The organism is Mucilaginibacter mali (assembly GCF_013283875.1).
Classification (GTDB): domain Bacteria; phylum Bacteroidota; class Bacteroidia; order Sphingobacteriales; family Sphingobacteriaceae; genus Mucilaginibacter; species Mucilaginibacter mali.
This window is the reverse complement of sequence record NZ_CP054139.1, coordinates 2,859,595-2,876,662: the sequence shown is the minus strand read 5'-3', so window position 1 is coordinate 2,876,662 and position 17,068 is coordinate 2,859,595. Positions and strand designations below refer to the sequence as shown.

19 protein-coding genes are annotated in these 17,068 nt (G+C 44.8%); 9 read left to right on the top strand and 10 right to left on the bottom strand.

Annotated features, from left to right (window positions below; genetic code table 11):
• Window positions 1-111: 111 nt before the first annotated feature.
• From HQ865_RS12155 to HQ865_RS12135, 5 genes are all read right to left on the bottom strand, one after another.
• Window positions 112-534 (bottom strand): response regulator transcription factor, encoded by a 423-nt coding sequence (locus HQ865_RS12155; RefSeq protein WP_173415154.1) that lies wholly within the window; start codon window positions 532-534, stop codon window positions 112-114.
• 113 nt (window positions 535-647) lie between these two features.
• Window positions 648-1,883, bottom strand: coding sequence for a TCR/Tet family MFS transporter (locus HQ865_RS12150; RefSeq protein ID WP_173415153.1), 1,236 nt, complete (start codon window positions 1,881-1,883; stop codon window positions 648-650).
• Between the two features lie 8 nt (window positions 1,884-1,891).
• Window positions 1,892-3,130 (bottom strand): TCR/Tet family MFS transporter, encoded by a 1,239-nt coding sequence (locus HQ865_RS12145; RefSeq protein WP_173415152.1) that lies wholly within the window; start codon window positions 3,128-3,130, stop codon window positions 1,892-1,894.
• A 124-nt stretch (window positions 3,131-3,254) separates the two neighbouring features.
• Entirely contained in the window at window positions 3,255-3,962 is a 708-nt protein-coding gene (locus tag HQ865_RS12140; protein ID WP_173415151.1) for an LOG family protein, read from the bottom strand.
• Between the two features lie 112 nt (window positions 3,963-4,074).
• On the bottom strand, window positions 4,075-5,562 hold the full coding sequence (locus HQ865_RS12135; protein WP_173415150.1) for a sodium:solute symporter: 1,488 nt from the start codon (window positions 5,560-5,562) through the stop codon (window positions 4,075-4,077).
• Between the two features lie 163 nt (window positions 5,563-5,725).
• On the opposite strand from HQ865_RS12135, the gene recR reads away from it, so the two are divergent.
• The 3 genes from recR (at window position 5,726) to HQ865_RS12120 (ending at window position 8,131) form a co-directional block, all read left to right on the top strand.
• On the top strand, window positions 5,726-6,343 hold the full coding sequence (recR, locus tag HQ865_RS12130) for a recombination mediator RecR (RefSeq protein WP_173415149.1): 618 nt from the start codon (window positions 5,726-5,728) through the stop codon (window positions 6,341-6,343).
• Window positions 6,344-6,495: 152 nt separating this feature from the next.
• Window positions 6,496-7,332: a glycosyltransferase family 2 protein gene (locus HQ865_RS12125; protein WP_173415148.1), complete on the top strand. Its 837-nt coding sequence runs from the start codon at window positions 6,496-6,498 to the stop codon at window positions 7,330-7,332.
• Window positions 7,316-8,131, top strand: a complete 816-nt coding sequence (locus HQ865_RS12120; protein WP_173415147.1) for an SDR family oxidoreductase — start codon at window positions 7,316-7,318, stop codon at window positions 8,129-8,131. The genes HQ865_RS12125 and HQ865_RS12120 overlap by 17 nt, the downstream gene beginning before the upstream one ends.
• Window position 8,132: 1 nt before the next feature.
• On the opposite strand, the gene HQ865_RS12115 is transcribed toward HQ865_RS12120, so the two are convergent.
• From HQ865_RS12115 to HQ865_RS12105, 3 genes are read right to left on the bottom strand one after another with little or no spacing between them, the layout of a single operon-like run.
• The gene (locus HQ865_RS12115) at window positions 8,133-8,468 is read right to left on the bottom strand and encodes a DUF5615 family PIN-like protein (protein ID WP_173415146.1); all 336 of its coding nucleotides are present in this window, start codon (window positions 8,466-8,468) and stop codon (window positions 8,133-8,135) included.
• Window positions 8,468-8,689, bottom strand: a complete 222-nt coding sequence (locus HQ865_RS12110; RefSeq protein WP_173415145.1) for a DUF433 domain-containing protein — start codon at window positions 8,687-8,689, stop codon at window positions 8,468-8,470. Before HQ865_RS12110 ends, HQ865_RS12115 begins: the two co-directional genes overlap by 1 nt.
• 46 nt (window positions 8,690-8,735) lie before the next feature.
• On the bottom strand, window positions 8,736-9,680 hold the full coding sequence (locus tag HQ865_RS12105) for an ion channel (protein WP_173415144.1): 945 nt from the start codon (window positions 9,678-9,680) through the stop codon (window positions 8,736-8,738).
• 265 nt (window positions 9,681-9,945) lie between these two features.
• Between HQ865_RS12105 and trpD the strand changes: the two genes are divergently transcribed.
• From trpD to HQ865_RS12075, 6 genes are all read left to right on the top strand, one after another.
• Window positions 9,946-10,938 carry an anthranilate phosphoribosyltransferase gene (gene trpD, locus HQ865_RS12100; protein WP_173415143.1) on the top strand — a complete coding sequence of 331 codons (993 nt, stop codon included), beginning with the start codon at window positions 9,946-9,948 and terminating at the stop codon, window positions 10,936-10,938.
• Window positions 10,938-11,552 (top strand): phosphoribosylanthranilate isomerase, encoded by a 615-nt coding sequence (locus HQ865_RS12095; protein WP_173415142.1) that lies wholly within the window; start codon window positions 10,938-10,940, stop codon window positions 11,550-11,552. Before trpD ends, HQ865_RS12095 begins: the two co-directional genes overlap by 1 nt.
• 137 nt (window positions 11,553-11,689) lie before the next feature.
• Window positions 11,690-12,871 carry a tryptophan synthase subunit beta gene (gene trpB / locus HQ865_RS12090; RefSeq protein ID WP_173415141.1) on the top strand — a complete coding sequence of 394 codons (1,182 nt, stop codon included), beginning with the start codon at window positions 11,690-11,692 and terminating at the stop codon, window positions 12,869-12,871.
• A gap of 90 nt (window positions 12,872-12,961) precedes the next feature.
• Window positions 12,962-13,732, top strand: coding sequence for a tryptophan synthase subunit alpha (gene trpA / locus HQ865_RS12085; protein ID WP_173415140.1), 771 nt, complete (start codon window positions 12,962-12,964; stop codon window positions 13,730-13,732).
• 115 nt (window positions 13,733-13,847) lie between these two features.
• Window positions 13,848-15,218, top strand: coding sequence for a UDP-N-acetylmuramate--L-alanine ligase (locus HQ865_RS12080; RefSeq protein WP_173415139.1), 1,371 nt, complete (start codon window positions 13,848-13,850; stop codon window positions 15,216-15,218).
• A gap of 71 nt (window positions 15,219-15,289) precedes the next feature.
• Window positions 15,290-15,631, top strand: coding sequence for a helix-turn-helix domain-containing protein (locus HQ865_RS12075; protein WP_173415138.1), 342 nt, complete (start codon window positions 15,290-15,292; stop codon window positions 15,629-15,631).
• A gap of 29 nt (window positions 15,632-15,660) precedes the next feature.
• On the opposite strand, the gene HQ865_RS12070 is transcribed toward HQ865_RS12075, so the two are convergent.
• Together HQ865_RS12070 and HQ865_RS12065 are read right to left on the bottom strand one after the other, a co-directional pair.
• Complete coding sequence (locus tag HQ865_RS12070) at window positions 15,661-16,779, bottom strand: GNAT family N-acetyltransferase (RefSeq protein WP_173415137.1); 1,119 nt, start codon at window positions 16,777-16,779, stop codon at window positions 15,661-15,663.
• A 90-nt stretch (window positions 16,780-16,869) separates the two neighbouring features.
• Window positions 16,870-17,043, bottom strand: a complete 174-nt coding sequence (locus HQ865_RS12065) for a hypothetical protein (RefSeq protein ID WP_173415136.1) — start codon at window positions 17,041-17,043, stop codon at window positions 16,870-16,872.
• Between the last annotated feature and the right edge of the window lie 25 nt (window positions 17,044-17,068).

The window sequence follows — 17,068 nt, the reverse complement described above, 5'->3', positions numbered from 1 at the left end:
TAGTACTACCAAAGTGGTATTTGGCTGTATTATTGTAAAATACAACTTAAGTAGTACTGCCTGGATGCTGAACTCTCGCTATCGCTCACGATGACGGGCTGTTAGAATTAGTTACGCTATCACCGATAATTCTTTAGCCCGTTTAATGGCTTCGGTACGGCGTTCAACGTTCAATTTAAGGAAGATATTAGAGATATGTTTCTTCACCGTGTTTTCGGAGATAAACAACTTATCGGCTATTTGTTGATTGGAGAGGCCATCATGAACTAACAGCAATATCTCGGTTTCGCGCTTGCTCAGGCCGGTTTCCTGTAGTTTATCGTCGTTAATTACAGCTGGTTTTTCCTGGGTGATGACAACGGTTTTATGAAACATCTTTTTGCTGAGGATAATACCGATCACCAGGAAAAGGATACTGAAAGCGGCTATCCAGTTCATGTTATTACCGCCTTGCAGATTATACAAACTGGCAACCCTAAACAGCACCAGCGATGCGGTAATAAGTAGGCCAAATGTGATAATAACTTGCTTCATATTATAATATCCCGTCATTGCGAGGAGCATAGCAACGTGGCAATCCCCGAAATGCAGAGCAGATATGTATATCGGAGATTACCACGTTCCGCTCCCAACGGCCTGGTTTATGCCTATAAATTTACCTCTTTTTTTAAACTTCTGATAACAAGTATCACACTGATCAGCATCAGTACCGCGCCAAGGATATACGGCGCGCCGGGAAAATATATGGCTGAATTACGGTAGGAGAAAAATTTAAAAGTATAACCCATTATCAGCGGGCCTATAATTAAACTGATACTTGATAATAAAGCCAGGCCGCCTTGTAGTTCGCCCTGTTCGTTAGCCGGGAATTTACTGGTAATAAGGCCCTGCAAAGCCGGGCCCGAGATGCCACCAAGGCAGTAGGGGATCATGAATGGATATAAAAGCCAATCTTTTTGGGCAATAGCGATCAGCGTCAGCCCAATGCCGTAAGCATTTAAGCCGATGATGATGTTTTTCTTTAAACCCCATTTGGGGATCAGGTAGCGGATAAGCCCTCCCTGTATGCCGATAAGCACAATGCCGATGAACATCCCAAGTATCCATATCTGGGTCATGCTCCAGCCAAACTTTTCGTACACGTAAAACGATAGCTGGTACTCTACTGCCTTCTGCGCTATGTAAACCAGTGTAAAGGCTGTGGCCAGCCCGGCCAGGTCGCGGTATTTGGTTAGTTGTTTAAACGATCCTAATGGGTTGGCGCGCTTCCAGTCAAACGCCCGGCGATGCTCCTTGTCAAGCGATTCTGGCAATACAAAATAACCGTATGCGGCATTGGCCAAAGCAGCGGCCGCGGCGGCCATAAAAGGGAATTTAAGGTTGATCTCGCCCAGGAAGGCGCCTACCGAAATACCGATGATCAGCCCCAGGCCCGATGCCGCACCCACAATACCAAAGTTTGATGCCCGCTTGTCGCCAGTGCTGATATCTGCAATATATGCCGTAGCGGTTGCCATGGTAGCACCGGTAATGCCGGCAATCACCCGCCCCACAAATAGCCAAAAAACAGAGGGGGCGTAGGCCATAAAAGCGTAATCGACACTGAAGCCCAGTAATGATATCAACAGGATAGGGCGGCGGCCAAAGCGATCGCTCAGGTTGCCCATAATGGGCGAAAAAAGCACCTGCATCAATGCGTAGGTAAAGGTAAGCCATCCGCTGATCTCGGACGCTGCCGGGATATCCACATGGCCCAATTGCTGTAAAAGCTTAGGCATAACCGGGATAATAATGCCCAATCCCAGCACATCAACAAAAATGGTAACAAATATAAAGCTGAGTGCCTTTTTAGTATTAAGCTTTGATAGTGGTGCTTCCTGCATACAGATGCTTAAACCGCTTTCGCGTTAACTTGTTTACGGAAATTGCGTACGGCCAATATGGCGCTGGCCAGCATTAATACAGAACCTAATAAGAAAGGTGCGCCAGGAAATTGAATAGGTGCACCTTTTTTGGTGAAGAAATAAAATGTTTGGGTCATTACCAACGGTCCAAAAATGCTGCTTAAACTCATCAGGCTGGTCAATCCGCCCTGTAATTCGCCTTGTGCATTTTTAGGGACGTTATTGCTGATATAACCTTGCAATGCCGGTCCTGCTATACCGCCGAGGCAATAGGGAACCAAAAAGGCAAACATCATCCAACTTTGGCTGGCAAAGGCAAATAATATCAGGCCAATACTATAGCAAAGTAAGCCCATCCAGATGCTTTTTTCCTGGCCGAGTTTCGGCAGAGTAATGCGTATCAGGCCACCTTGCACCAACGCTGTTAAAACCCCTACAACGGCCAGGGAAGCGCCTACCAGTTTGGGGTTCCAGTCAAATTTTTCGATAGTGTAATACGACCATAAACTTTGCACGGCCTGCGCGGCAAAATAGATCAGAAATAATGAAGCGGCCAACCCCAATACGTTCTCATATTTAGCAAGCTGTTTTAATGTGCCGATAGGGTTAGCGCGTTTCCAGTCAAATGGCCGGCGGTGTTCTTTATCAAGCGATTCGGGAAGAATAAAATAGCCATATAAGGCGTTTAATAGCGCCAGCGCACCTGCGGCAATAAATGGATAATGAATATTAAGGCCACCTAAAAGCCCGCCAATGCCCTGACCCAATATAAAGCCAACGCCAAATGCAACGCCGATCAGGCCAAAATTTGCCGCTTTTTTTTCAGGTGTGCTAACGTCGGATATATAAGCCGATGCAGTAGTAAAGCTGGCCCCTGTCATTCCGGCAATAATGCGCCCGATAAATAAAAGGCCGTAAGTTGGCGCGAATGCGCAAAGAAAATAATCGATACTAAAGCCCAGTAACGAACAAAGTAACACCGGTCGCCTGCCATATTTATCGCTCAGGTTACCTACAATTGGCGAACAGAGAAACTGCATCACCGCATAAGCAACCATTAACCACCCGCCATAAGCGGTTACCTGGCTGATGTCGGCGTGGGTAAGATCTTTTATCAGATATGGCAATACGGGAATAATAATGGCAAAACCCATAATGTCTATCAGCAACGTGGCGAAAATAAAGCCAAGTGCCGCCTGGCGTTTAGTAGGGGCTGTTTGATCCATGCCGCAAAATAGAGATAAATTTTAAATTGTGGGTATGATGTGCATCACTACACAAACGTTGCGCAGTCATTTAATAATAATTTAATGACTGCGCAATACAAGCCAAACAATGGGCGGAAGTTTTTTAGAAGTTCGGCTTTAATACATACTTCTCGTAGAAACGGAAGATATGTTCAACTGCCTCTTCGGGTGTATCAACCACGCGGAACAGGTTCATATCATCCGGACTGATGTTATGTTCTTTGTTCAGCATTTTTTCCTGCACCCATTCAAACAGGCCCTTCCAGTAATCGGCACCCACAAATACAATGGGAAAGCGGGCGATCTTGCCAGTTTGGATCAGCGTTATCGCTTCGAACGATTCATCAAGCGTACCGAAACCACCCGGCAGGATGATAAAACCCTGAGAGTATTTCATAAACATTACCTTACGGACGAAGAAGTAATCGAACTCCAGTAATTTATCCCTATCGATATATTTATTATGGAACTGCTCGAACGGTAACTCGATATTTAAACCTACCGATTTACCGCCGGCTTCATAAGCGCCTTTGTTAGCAGCTTCCATAATACCGGGGCCACCACCCGAAATTACACCATAGCCGCGTTCGGTTAGCAGCCGGGCGCAATCTTCCGACATTTTGTAATAAGGATTATCGTTATGCGTACGCGCCGAACCGAAGATGGATACGCAAGGGCCTATCTTGGCCAGTTTCTCAAACCCATCCACAAATTCGGCCATGATCTTGAAGATCTGCCATGAGTCGGATACTTTTATTTCCTGCCAGTCTTTGTTCTCAAACGCGCGTCTTATTTTTTCGTCACCAGTCATATATTTTTATTTGGTCCGGATTCCGGAAGATTAATAATTAGGCCGGATCGGGCAAGCCAAAATCCGGAGGGGTTCAAATGTAAAGTAAAGTTTTATAAATCCTAAAAAATTATCAGGCCGTGGCCATTTTGCCCTCTTTTTTTGATGAGAACAGCCACAAGCCGATAAAGGTGATCAGCCCGTTTACGATGATCAACTCGTTATCAAAAACGTAACCATCCAATATTGTTTTAGAGTGGATGCTTAAAAAATAACACACCGTTGGCGATACAACGCAAATAAAGGGTGTCAGCTTATCATTTACCTGGCGTTTGCTTACAAAAAGACCAAAAGAGTATAAGCCCAATAGTGGCCCGTAAGTGTATGATGCCACCTTAAATATGGCGCCCACAACCGCATCGTTATTTACGGCGTTGAACAGGATAATAGTAAGCAACATCAAAACAGAAAAGGCAATATGCACACTGTGGCGGGTAGTTACTGCCGATTTACTGTTGATGTCTGATTTTTTATTGAAGCCCAGGAAATCCACGCAAAACGATGTTGTTAATGCGGTAAGGGCCGAATCGGTGGTGGCAAAAGTAGCAGCTGTTAAGCCCAGCATAAATACAATGGCAGGTACAACGCCCAAATATTTCAGGGCGATGGTAGGATACAGATAGTCGGTTTTGTCTACGGTGATGCCGTTCTTTGCCGCGTACATATATAACAAAGCGCCCACACTCAGGAAGAAGATATTGATCACTACGAATACACCTATAAAGCTGAACATGTTTTTCTGCGCTTCCTTAATGTTTTTCAAACTCAGGTTTTTCTGCATCAGGTCCTGGTCTAAGCCGGTCATGCCAATAGTAATGAACAAACCACCTAAAAACTGTTTGGTGAGATGCAGCTTGCTGCTCATAAAGTCGTTCAGGAAGAATATCTTAGAGTAACTGCTGTTCTTAATAGTTTCAGCTGCCTGGAAAACGGTCATATCTAAACTGCGGCAAATAAAATAGATGGATAGAAATACCGATGTTACCAGGAAGAATGTCTGCAAGCTATCGGTAATGATGATGGTCTTTAAACCGCCCTTAAATGTGTACGACCAGATCAGTATCAAACAGATCAGCACTGTCATCCAAAATGGTACGCCATAGTTATCGAAAATAAATTTTTGTAATACAATAACCACCAAATACAGCCTGAACGATGAACCGATGGTACGGCTGATGAGGAAGATGCCAGCAGCGGTTTTATAACTCCAGGTGCCCAGCGCGCTTTCAATATAACTGTAGATGGACGTCAGCTTCATGCGGTAATACAGCGGCAGCAATACCGTAGCGATGATGATAAAACCTGCCGCGTTACCCAGTATAAACTGGAAGTAGGCAAATTGATCGCCACTTGGTGCGCCAACCTTACCCGGCACCGAAATAAAGGTAACCCCGCTAAGTGCAGTACCTATCATACCAAAAGCCACCAAATACCATTTAGAGTTGCGGTTGGCCACAAAAAAGGTATCGTTATCAGAAGCCTTACGCGATGTGAGATAGGATATTAAGATCAGCACCAAAAAGTAACCGATGATGAAGGACAATAGTACCGCTGGAGACATAGTTTCTAATTTAGTCCGGAAGTCGGGAAAGACCGGAAGTCCGGATGGTTTATCGGATGGCAATTTAGATAATATTGTGATGATTTCAACTACGCTGTCATTTCTTCCCTTCGGGCTTTTGGTCTTTTCCGACTTCCGGACTTTCTCCCTATCTTCGCAACAAATGAACTTTTCATCGAAGCTGTTAGAGAATGCTGTGGCCGAGTTTTCGCGGCTGCCGGGAGTGGGGCAAAAGACCGCTTTACGTTTGGTGCTGCATCTGCTAAACCAGGACAAGGCCGATGTAGAACGCTTTAGCGCGGCCATTACCAAACTGCGTAACGAGATACAGCATTGCAGCGTTTGCCATAATATTTCGGATAGTAAAGTTTGCGGGATATGCGCGTCGGCCAAGCGAGATCATGGCCTGATCTGCGTGGTGGAGGATACCCGTGATGTAATGGCGATTGAGAACACTAACCAATATAACGGCGTGTACCATGTACTGGGCGGATTGATCTCGCCGATGGATGGCATTGGCCCGGCCGACCTGGCTGTTGATCAATTGGTGGAACGCATGAAAACCGGCGAAGTGCGCGAAGTTATTTTTGCACTCAGTGCTACCATGGAGGGGGATACCACTATCTTTTATTTGCACAAACGTTTAAAAGATTTTTCTATCGCCATATCAACTATTGCCCGCGGTATCGCTTTTGGCGGCGAACTGGAATATGTGGACGAAATAACCCTTGGCCGTTCTATTGCAACCCGTGTTCCTTACGAAAATTCCTTGTCGCGATAGTTTGATCTGCCCTTTTTGCCAATCGGCAGGCAAATACTTTCTTACTGGTTTATTGATTTAATTTTAAGTTTTGGCATAGCCTTTGGTATATTTTTCTTAGCCGATGTAACATATTGGATTATTAATACGTAATCAGGTTAAATCTACCATCTATGAAGCTATCTATAATTATTGTTAACTATAATGTTTGTGTGCTGCTCCGGCAGGCGTTGAATACAATAATCAAGGCATGCGCGGGTATAGAATATGAGATATTTGTGGTAGATAATGCTTCAACGGATAACTCAGTGAAGATGGTTACCAACGAGTTCCCGGATGTAAAGCTGATCGCTAACCTGAAAAACATGGGTTTCTCTAAAGCCAATAACCAGGCGCTTGCACTGGCTAAGGGCGAGTACGTACTGCTCATTAATCCCGACACTATTACAAAAAAAGATACACTAAGTAAAACCATCGAGTTTATGGATAAACACCCCATGGCGGGTGGCGCGAGTGTGCGGATGATCAACCCGATGGGTGATTTCCTGCCCGAATCTAAACGTGGGCTGGATACGCAGTGGTCTATCTTTTTTAAACTGACCGGCCTTTCGAAAATGTTCTCGAAATCGCGATTGAACGATCGCAATCACAAATATTGGTCGGACGAGTTTGAGACGGCTGAGGTTGACGTGCTTGGCGCTACATTTATGATGTTGCGCCGGTCGGTAATATTGCGTACAGGCTTTTTTGATGAGCGCTTTTTTATCTACGGCGAGGATATCGACCTGTCGTACCGCATCCGCAGGGCAGGGTTTAAAAACTACTACTTTCCAAAAACATATATCATCCACTTCAAGGGGCAAAGCATGCGTAAATATAGCTGGTCTTTCATCAGGCATTATTACGGGGCGATGTTTATCTTCGCCGGTAAATATTTACTGCGGATGCCTCGCCTGCAACTGAAAGGCATGGGGGCAATCCTGTCGCCATCTTATGAAGTTGAAAGATAAAGTTGTTATCATCACCGGCGCCTCATCAGGCATCGGCAGATCACTTGCTTACGAATTTGCCCGCCGGGGCGCTAGCCTTGTATTGGCAGCGCGGCAATATGTATCGCTGTGCCAAATTTGCGAGGATATCCAAAAGCAATTCCCGGTTAAGGCCATAGCTGTACAATGCGATGTAAGCGCGGAAGCAGACTGCGCGCAGCTGGTAAAACAAGCTATAACCACTTTTGAGCGGGTAGATGTCCTAATCAACAATGCCGGTATATCCATGCGGGCGCTCTTCAACGATGTTGACCTTGCTGTATTGAAAACTCTGATGGACGTAAACTTTTGGGGAACGGTTTACTGCACCAAATATGCCCTGCCCGAAATTTTGAAAACCAAGGGCAGTATAGTTGGTGTATCATCCATAGCAGGCTACAAAGGTTTACCGGGTCGTACAGGCTATTCGGCATCTAAATTTGCCATGAATGGTTTTCTTGATTCCTTACGGGTAGAGAATCTGAAAGCGGGCGTACACGTAATGACCGCCTGCCCCGGATTTACCGCATCCAACATCCGCAATACCGCTTTAGCCAAAGATGGCTCCCAACAGGGTGAAAGCAGTTTGGATGAACAGAAAATGATGTCATCGGACGAAGTAGCACGACTGATTGCTGATGGGGTAGAGAACCGTTCCCGCACGCTGATTATGACCGGACAGGGGAAACTGACCGTTACCCTAAGTAAGTTTATACCCGCTGTACTGGATAAACTGGTTTATAATGTTTTTGCTAAAGAGAAGGATCCGTTGTTGAAATAGGTTAGTCTATTTCTAAGAAATCTAAATCGGGTTCTTCATTAACAAAACGATGTATCTCGGTAGCGTTGGATATTAATTTGTGAGCGATCTTAAGATTGGATGAATTGCCGAACCGCAGCCATATGATCTTAGGAGGAGAGCCTTTTAAATTAGCCAGATCTATAAAATCGTTATCGAAAGTAACTATCGTATAATTATGCAGGCGAGCATATTTCCAAATATCCACATCATTGGCATCGGTCAATTTTAACTCTCTGACTTGTTTTACATGCTCAAAAACACTGGAAATAAGGGATACAACCCTAAAAGAGATATTTTGGTCGAGCAAAATATTCACTACACAACCCTCATTAACTTGTGCTCCTTATCGGCCGCATAAGATAGGCATGCCTTGATCTGATCTTCGGTAAGTTCCGGGAAATCAGAAATGATATCATTAGTTGACATCCCCTCAGACAACCAACTTAATACGTCGTATACTGATATCCTTGTACCGCTAATAATCGGTTTGCCAAAGCGTTTTGCTGGGTCAATCTCGATGTACTCGGTGTAGTTCATATGCTAATATAGTTCTTTTTTTCAATTATTGATAATTAAGAAATTCTCACACCGCATCATAATGATGCAACCGCGAGAGATCAAGCACGATGATCCCATTCTCATCCCTGTCAAACGTTGGTCTGAACTTGGCATCCCAAACAATATCGCTTGCGTAATAGGCCGCGCGCGAATGCACCGTTTGCGAAAAGGTATCGTCAAATGCCTTTAGCATCACGCTAAAGCCGGCTTCTGTTCTTTTCAATTCTTCCAGGGTCATATCCCGCAAAGGGCTGTTGTCATCCAGCGGGTGGACAATCGTCCAACTTACGGTGAGTATACTTACATTGCTGCGTTCCAGTTCAAGCGGGAAAAAGCGGCGTACGGTCTTGCCATCAACATCTTCATTGTACGAGAAGATAACTTCTACACTCAAGCCAATCAGGATGTTCCTGCGCATATTAGCCAGCCTGAACATTAGCCCCCGGCCATCAACCTTGTAGGGTGAAACCAGCAGTTTTTTGCTGTAAACTATCTTGGCCGTTGGCCTTGAGAAACGCCCGTACAACAGACCGGTAGCTAGCGCGAACGCCAGCAAACCTAACATTGATTCGAGCGCGGCCACACTGTTGGCCACCATCCCCCGCGGACTGATATGCCCATAACCTACCGTCGACATGGTTTGCGCCGAGAAGAAAAACGCGTTGAAGAAGCTATCCATACCCGTTGCGCCCTCGGTTCCGTAAAGGCTGTCGGAACCTATAGCAAGGTATATACAGGCAAATATCAGGTTCACTACCAGGTAGCCTGAAAGAATGATCAGCCAAAATTTACCCCAGTTCATGGTAATCAGGTTGTGATAATAATCGGCTGTGTTGAACAGGGAGTGGCCTTTGCGCCTTACGTTTACCGAACCATCGCGGTTAAGCAGGGGCTGGCTTTTTACAACCGGCTGTGGGCCAAAGCCCAGGTCGTCTTCGGGGTTGATCTTTTTAGGATGGGGGATAGCCATGCTGTAAATTTATATAATCCGCTTGCTTTTAGTAAAAACAATTTTATATTTGCTGCACAATAGAAAATGAAAGTATTAAACAACAATTGGTGGTGGCTTAACGAGAGATCGTAAGGCAATCCCGTGCTTGTTGATATAGATATATATAAGGGTTGCCGTTTGGTAACCCTTTTTTGTTACCTACCCCCAACCCCCTAAAGGGGAGCAGAGGCAGGTATTTAAATGAAGTATTTTAAAGAAGTCCCCCTTCAGGGGGCACGGGGGTATGAAAAGCATATTAAACCACTTATTCGAACACAAAACATTTAGCCACGAGCAATCGAAGGAGATACTGACGAACATCGCGTTGGGTAAATACAATAACTCGCAAATGGCCGCTTTTATGACAGCCTATTGCATGCGTAGCATCACCGTTGATGAGTTGGAGGGATTCCGCGATGCGATGATCGACCTGTGCTTGCCCGTTAAGCTGGATGCGGATGAGGTGATCGATCTTTGCGGTACCGGTGGCGATGGAAAGGACACCTTTAATATCTCTACACTGGCATCGTTTGTGGTGGCCGGCGCCGGGTATAAAGTGGCCAAACATGGCAACTACGGCGTATCATCAGGTTGCGGCTCATCAAACGTGATGGAGTTTTTAGGCTACCAGTTCACTAATGATACTGATGTATTGCGCCGGAATATGGACGAATCTAATATCTGCTTCCTGCATGCACCTTTGTTCCACCCCGCCATGAAAACCGTTGCCCCCATCCGCCGGGAGTTGGGTGTGAAGACATTCTTTAATATGCTTGGTCCGCTGGTGAACCCGGCACGGCCAAATAACCAGATGGCCGGGGTTTATAACCTTGAACTGGCGCGGTTGTATGCTTACCTGTACCAAAAATCGGATGTAAAGTATACCATTCTTAATGCGCTTGATGGTTATGACGAGATATCGTTGACCTGTGATTTTAAAACATTTAGCACTGAGGGAGAGAAGATCAACACCATCGAATCATTAGGGTTCGATAAGCTTGATCCATCCGAGATTATTGGCGGGCACACTGTGAGCGATTCGGCGAAAATATTCAGCGATGTGCTGAATGGCGATGGTACTACTGCTCAAAATAATGTGGTATTGTGTAATGCAGCCCTGGCTATCCGTACCATCAACCCCGAAAAATCATTTGCCGATTGCTATTACGATGCCGAGGACGCGTTGCTAAGCAAGAAAGCCTTGAAGAGCTTTAATAAACTGATCAATAAAAACTAATGAAAATAAAAGTTTGCGGCCTACGCGAGGCGGGAAATATTGAAGCGGTTGCCGCGCTGAAGCCTGATTATATGGGCTTTATCTGGTACACGCAATCGCCGCGTTATGTGTACCGTTTGCCCAAAGATGTGCTGGCTGCTTTGCCTGCTAATATCACCAAGACAGCCGTTTTTGTGAATGAGCACATCGACATTATAACGGCGCTGATCCATGAATTTGGCTTTAACGCGGTGCAGTTGCACGGTAAGGAAAGCCCCGAAGTTTGCGCTGAATTGAAGCAGGAAGTGCAGGTACTTAAAGCTTTTGGTGTGGACGAACATTTTGACTTTGAGCAGTTAAAGCCTTATGCCGGCAAGGTAGATTATTTCCTGTTCGATACCAAGACCGAAAAGCACGGCGGCTCGGGTAGGGTGTTTAACTGGGATGTGCTGAATGATTACCGGATGGATACCCCATTCTTTTTAAGCGGGGGCCTTAGTCTGGATAATCTGGCCGAAGTAAAAAACATTAAACATCCGGCCTTTTACGGTGTTGACCTGAACAGTAGATTTGAAACATCGCCGGGTATGAAGAATATAGAAAAATTGAAACAGGCATTTGCTGTTTTAAGATAAGAAGTTAAAAAAATAACATGGCATTGTGAGGAGCAGTAGGGGCTATAGCATAGGGGCGACGCGGCAACCTCGTAGCCTAAATACACTACGAGATTGCCGCGCTACGCTCGCAATGACAAGGATAATAAATAATTGTAATGAAATACGGAGTTAACGAACAAGGCTATTACGGCGATTTTGGCGGGGCCTACATCCCCGAAATGCTTTACCCTAATGTTGAAGAATTGAGACAGCAGTATCAAACGATATTGAACGATGATAGCTTTAAAGCCGAGTTTAACCAGTTGCTGAAAGATTACGTAGGCCGGCCGTCGCCACTGTATCACGCTAAGCGTTATTCTGAAAAATATGGCGCGAATATCTTCCTGAAGCGGGAAGACTTGAACCACACCGGCTCGCACAAGATCAACAACGCTATCGGGCAGATACTGTTAGCCGAACGTTTGGGTAAAAAACGCATCATCGCCGAAACAGGCGCTGGTCAGCATGGTGTAGCTACGGCTACCGTTTGTGCATTGAAGGGTATCGAGTGCGTAGTTTATATGGGCGAGATCGATATCCAGCGTCAGGCACCAAACGTGGCCCGTATGAAAATGCTGGGGGCTAAGGTAGTTCCGGCTACATCGGGCAGTAAAACACTGAAGGATGCCACTAACGAGGCGATGCGTGATTGGATCAATAATCCGGTCGATACCCATTATATCATCGGTTCGGTGGTTGGGCCTTATCCATACCCCGAAATGGTAGCGCAGTTTCAATCCATTATATCTTTGGAAACTAAAAAGCAATTGCTGGAACAAACCGGCAGGGAGTTACCCGATTACGTTTTGGCTTGTGTAGGCGGAGGCAGCAATGCCATGGGCATGTTCTATCATTTTTTGGATGATGAAGGCGTAAAACTGATAGCCGTTGAAGCAGCCGGTAAAGGTGTGGAAAGTGGTCACTCCGCAGCTACTACATTTTTGGGTAAGGAAGGTGTGCTGCACGGTAGCCGCACAATCCTGATGCAAACAGAAGATGGCCAGGTGGTTGAACCATACTCAATTTCAGCTGGTTTAGATTACCCGGGGATTGGCCCGCAACATGCGCACCTGTACAAAATTAAACGTGCCGAATATGTAAGCATAACTGATGAAGAATCGCTGCAGGCCGGCTTGTTGTTATCGCAAACCGAGGGCATTATCCCGGCTATAGAAAGCGCTCATGCATTTGCCTATCTTGAAAAAATGCAGTTTAAAAAGGATGATAACGTGGTTATCTGCCTCTCGGGCAGGGGAGACAAGGATCTGGATACTTATATTAAATATTTTGGCTATTAGGTAGCCCATAGTCCATGGTCCATAGTCCATGGATATAGTTATAAATTACAATTTTACTATGGTCTATGGACCATAGACTATCGACTAAACATGAACCGTTTAAATCAACTCTTCAATACAAAAAAGCAGGATCTGCTGTCTATATACTTCACCGCGGGATACCCTGCGCTAAACACTACTGTTGATATAGCTGAAGCGCTGGAAAAGGCCGGGGCCGATTTCCTGGAAGTAGGCTTCCCATATTCCGATCCGGTGGCAGATGGCCCGACTATTCAAAATAGCTCGCAAACGGCGTTGGAAAACGGCATGACGCTTAAAGTGCTTTTTGAAGAATTAAAAGAACTGCGCAAACGGGTGAGCATTCCCATTATCCTGATGGGATATGTCAACCCGATGGTGCAATATGGCGTTGAACGCTTTTGCCAAACCGCTGCCGAAGTTGGTGTAGATGGCGTTATTGTTCCCGATTTGCCGATGTACGAGTATGAGAACATGTACAAGGATACCTTTGCCAAATATGGCCTGAGCAACATCTTTTTGGTTACCCCGCAAACATCCGAAGAGCGTATACGCAAAATTGATAGCCTGAGTAACAGCTTTATTTATTTGTTGTCCTCATCATCAATTACAGGTGGAAATCTGAATGTATCCAACCAAATTGAGGATTATTACAAACGCGTTAAAGCCATGGATCTGAAAAATCCGCTGATCATCGGTTTTGGTATTTCTAACAATGCTACCTATAAAAAAGCCTGCCAATATGCCAATGGCGCCATTGTAGGCAGTGTTTTTGTAAAGTACCTGGGTTCCCGGCCCGACTATTTGCAAGGCATAGGCGATTTTGTGAAAACCATAAAATAAGAAACCAAACATAGCAGATAAAATAAAAATAGCTTTCGGAAAAAAAATTAATTGTAACGATTAAGCTTTTTGTGTTTATTTGCAGCGAACTAAATTTTACAACCTGCACGTTTACATGAAAGTACACTTTATAGCCGTTGGCGGCAGCGCGATGCACAACCTGGCTATTGCTCTCCACAATAAAGGCTTCCGGGTTACCGGGTCGGATGATGTACTTTTTGAACCATCGCGCAGCAGGCTGGCTAAATACGGCATACTACCCGAGCAGGAGGGGTGGCACCCGGAAATGATCACACCCGATCTGGACGCTGTGATCCTGGGGATGCACGCCCGCGTTGATAATCCCGAATTATTAAAAGCGCAGGAATTAGGTTTAAAGATCTATTCGTACCCCGAATATATTTACGAGCAATCTAAGGATAAGCAGCGTGTGGTTATTGGTGGCAGCCATGGCAAAACCACCATCACCAGTATGATACTGCATGTGTTGCAGCAGGCTGGTAAGGATTTTGATTACCTGGTAGGCGCGCAATTAGCCGGTTTTGAAACCATGGTGAAGTTAACCGATGCACCCATTATTGTAATTGAGGGTGACGAATACCTGGCATCGCCTATAGACCGTCGTCCCAAGTTCCACTTGTACAAAGCTAACATCGCGGTGATAAGCGGTATCGCATGGGATCATATCAACGTATTCCCTACGTTTGATAGCTATGTGGAGCAGTTTCGCCTGTTCATTAAAACGATACAGCCCGGCGGTAAACTCATTTACAGCGAAACCGATGCGGTTTTGAATGAGGCTGTTGCGGCTGATGATTCGAAGAATATCGAAAAACTGCCTTATCGCTTACCTCAATACAGCATTGCTGATGGCATAACATCTGTAGTTGCCGGTGGGGAAAGTTACCCGCTTGAAGTGTTTGGCGACCATAACCTGTTGAATATGGAGGCGGCCCGCCTGGTTTGCCTGCAATTGGGTATTGATGCAGATACTTTTTATAAGGCTATTACCACCTTTAAAGGTGCTGCCCGACGCCTTGAACTATTGGCAAAAGATAGCAGCACAAATATTTACAAAGATTTTGCGCATTCGCCATCAAAACTACAGGCTACAATACATGCGGTAAAAACGCAATTCCCGGATAGGGGACTGGTGGCTTGTATAGAACTACACACCTTTAGCAGCCTGAATAGGGACTTTTTAAAGGAATATGCCGGTACATTAGATATTGCCGATGAGGCCATTGTGTTTATCGACAAGAAGACATTCGAGCAAAAAAAGATGGAGCCTTACGATGCATCGGTGGTGAAAGCCGCTTTTGCTAAAGATAATTTATTGTTTTTCAACGATCCGGCCCAGCTTAAAAAGCACCTGGAAGCGTTGGAAATGAGTGGAAAAAACCTATTGCTGATGAGTTCGGGCAATTTTGGCGGGATAGATCTATCGGCCTTAGCTAATGTTATAATAAAAAATTCTCTGAATTAATTAATTTTTTGAATATTAAAATTTAATTGTAACTTTATTAACTATTGAGAAACCTTTATCCTTAATTAATTATGAAAACCCTTGGAAAAAAAATCAGATTACTTCGTCATCAAAAGGGATGGAGCCAGGAAGATGTTGCAAAGCGCTTAGACATCTCTATTCCTGCTTTCTCTAAAATTGAGACAGGTATTACTGATATCAACCTGTCGCGTCTTGAACAGATCTCTAATCTGTTTGAAATGACTGTGGTTCAGTTGCTTACGTTTAATGAAACTGAGCAGGACCAAAAATTCCAGAACGAACTGGAAACCGTTAATAAGAAACTGATGGACCGTGAAACGGAAGTTATCGACTTGCAGAAGAAAGTGATCGAGCTTTTCGAAGAACTTCGACATAATAAAGTTACCGCATAAAAAAAGCCCGGTTATCGCCGGGCTTTTTTCTAAAATATACATCGCATGGTCAAATGCCTTTTCCCAAAGGTAGCGCCAGTGGCTTCGTGTATAGCCAGCATTTTATCGTTAAAATCGCCAACCCACGATAATTCCAATTCATCGTACTGGTGAAGCGGCAGTACATATTCCTTAAGCTTAATAAAAATAGCCGATTCTAAACCGTGCTTTTGAAATTTTTGCTTGGTACCCATCACAATGGCCCGCATACGCGATACGCCCTTCCAGCGGTAATATAAAAACTTCAGCTTGCCGATAAGGTCAAGTTTGCCATTTAATGGTTTTATCATTTGGTTGGCATCGGGCAGGATGATGATGAATGAGGCCGGTTCATCGTTTACATAAGCAAACCAGATCAGCTTTTCATCCATTATAGCTTTCATCTTTCCAAAACTTTCCAGTACGGTCGCTTTTTCTATTGGCACAAAATTTTCAAAATCGCGCCATGCATCGTTATAGATCTCAATAAAGTCGGCCCCAAATTTATCTATCTCGCTAATTTTTAAATGTTTAAAGGTGTAGCCGGGCTTTTGGGCCACCCAATTCGCTATTTTGGTGAAACGCTCAGGAAAGGGCTTGTGTACATCCAGGTGATTGGTGATCTGCTCGTATAGTGTATTAAACCCGTATGCTTCAAAAAAGGCGCGATAGTAGGGCTGATTATAGGTCATCCCGTACGATGGCTGGGTAAAGCCATCTACCAGCAGTCCCCAAAAGCTATCGTTCTCGCCAAAGTTGATTGGTCCGTCCATCGCTTTCATCCCCTGCTGACTTAGCCACTGCTTAGCCGTATCGAATAATAAAAAAGCAGCGGCCTGATCGTTAACACACTCAAAAAATCCCATTCCGCCTGTAGGCTGCTCGTAATTATAAGCCTTCAGATCATTAATAAAAGCAGCCACGCGGCCAATGGGCTGTTGCTGTTCGTTCACTAAGATCCAGCGGGCACATTTGCCATGTGTATGAAAGTTGTTTTTAGCCGGATCAAAAACAGCTTCAATCTCATTATCCAGCGGGCAAACCCAGTTGGGGTCATCTTTATAAATGTACCGGGCAACGTCCCTGAATTTTTTTGCTGATGCCTTATCCTTTACCTCAATTATCGTCATGCCGTGGGTTAAAAGTACAATTATAAAAAAAGCACCCCGTGTTTGCACGGGATGCTTTTTCTTTTATTAAAAAATAAATATATCTGTTAATTAATAATCGTCGTCGTCGTAATCCAGGTCGTCAACGTCCATGTCGTCCAAAGGCATGTCGTAATCATCTTCGTCGTCATCGTACTTCTTTTTTGGTGCCGGGGTGATATCGTCATCATCCAGGTCATCATTGTCCGAAGCAGCTTTCTTCAAGGGTTTTTTGGGCGTTTCCATAACGTTATCGTTTTAGTCTTATCAA

Coding starts and splice junctions, on each gene's coding strand:
- HQ865_RS12155 (WP_173415154.1), bottom strand. CDS start 534: ATGAAGCAAGTTATTATCACATTTGGCCTACTTATTACCGCATCGCTG.
- HQ865_RS12150 (WP_173415153.1), bottom strand. CDS start 1,883: ATGCAGGAAGCACCACTATCAAAGCTTAATACTAAAAAGGCACTCAGC.
- HQ865_RS12145 (WP_173415152.1), bottom strand. CDS start 3,130: ATGGATCAAACAGCCCCTACTAAACGCCAGGCGGCACTTGGCTTTATT.
- HQ865_RS12140 (WP_173415151.1), bottom strand. CDS start 3,962: ATGACTGGTGACGAAAAAATAAGACGCGCGTTTGAGAACAAAGACTGG.
- HQ865_RS12135 (WP_173415150.1), bottom strand. CDS start 5,562: ATGTCTCCAGCGGTACTATTGTCCTTCATCATCGGTTACTTTTTGGTG.
- recR (WP_173415149.1), top strand. CDS start 5,726: ATGAACTTTTCATCGAAGCTGTTAGAGAATGCTGTGGCCGAGTTTTCG.
- HQ865_RS12125 (WP_173415148.1), top strand. CDS start 6,496: ATGAAGCTATCTATAATTATTGTTAACTATAATGTTTGTGTGCTGCTC.
- HQ865_RS12120 (WP_173415147.1), top strand. CDS start 7,316: ATGAAGTTGAAAGATAAAGTTGTTATCATCACCGGCGCCTCATCAGGC.
- HQ865_RS12110 (WP_173415145.1), bottom strand. CDS start 8,689: ATGAACTACACCGAGTACATCGAGATTGACCCAGCAAAACGCTTTGGC.
- HQ865_RS12105 (WP_173415144.1), bottom strand. CDS start 9,680: ATGGCTATCCCCCATCCTAAAAAGATCAACCCCGAAGACGACCTGGGC.
- trpD (WP_173415143.1), top strand. CDS start 9,946: ATGAAAAGCATATTAAACCACTTATTCGAACACAAAACATTTAGCCAC.
- HQ865_RS12095 (WP_173415142.1), top strand. CDS start 10,938: ATGAAAATAAAAGTTTGCGGCCTACGCGAGGCGGGAAATATTGAAGCG.
- trpB (WP_173415141.1), top strand. CDS start 11,690: ATGAAATACGGAGTTAACGAACAAGGCTATTACGGCGATTTTGGCGGG.
- trpA (WP_173415140.1), top strand. CDS start 12,962: ATGAACCGTTTAAATCAACTCTTCAATACAAAAAAGCAGGATCTGCTG.
- HQ865_RS12080 (WP_173415139.1), top strand. CDS start 13,848: ATGAAAGTACACTTTATAGCCGTTGGCGGCAGCGCGATGCACAACCTG.
- HQ865_RS12075 (WP_173415138.1), top strand. CDS start 15,290: ATGAAAACCCTTGGAAAAAAAATCAGATTACTTCGTCATCAAAAGGGA.
- HQ865_RS12070 (WP_173415137.1), bottom strand. CDS start 16,779: ATGACGATAATTGAGGTAAAGGATAAGGCATCAGCAAAAAAATTCAGG.
- HQ865_RS12065 (WP_173415136.1), bottom strand. CDS start 17,043: ATGGAAACGCCCAAAAAACCCTTGAAGAAAGCTGCTTCGGACAATGAT.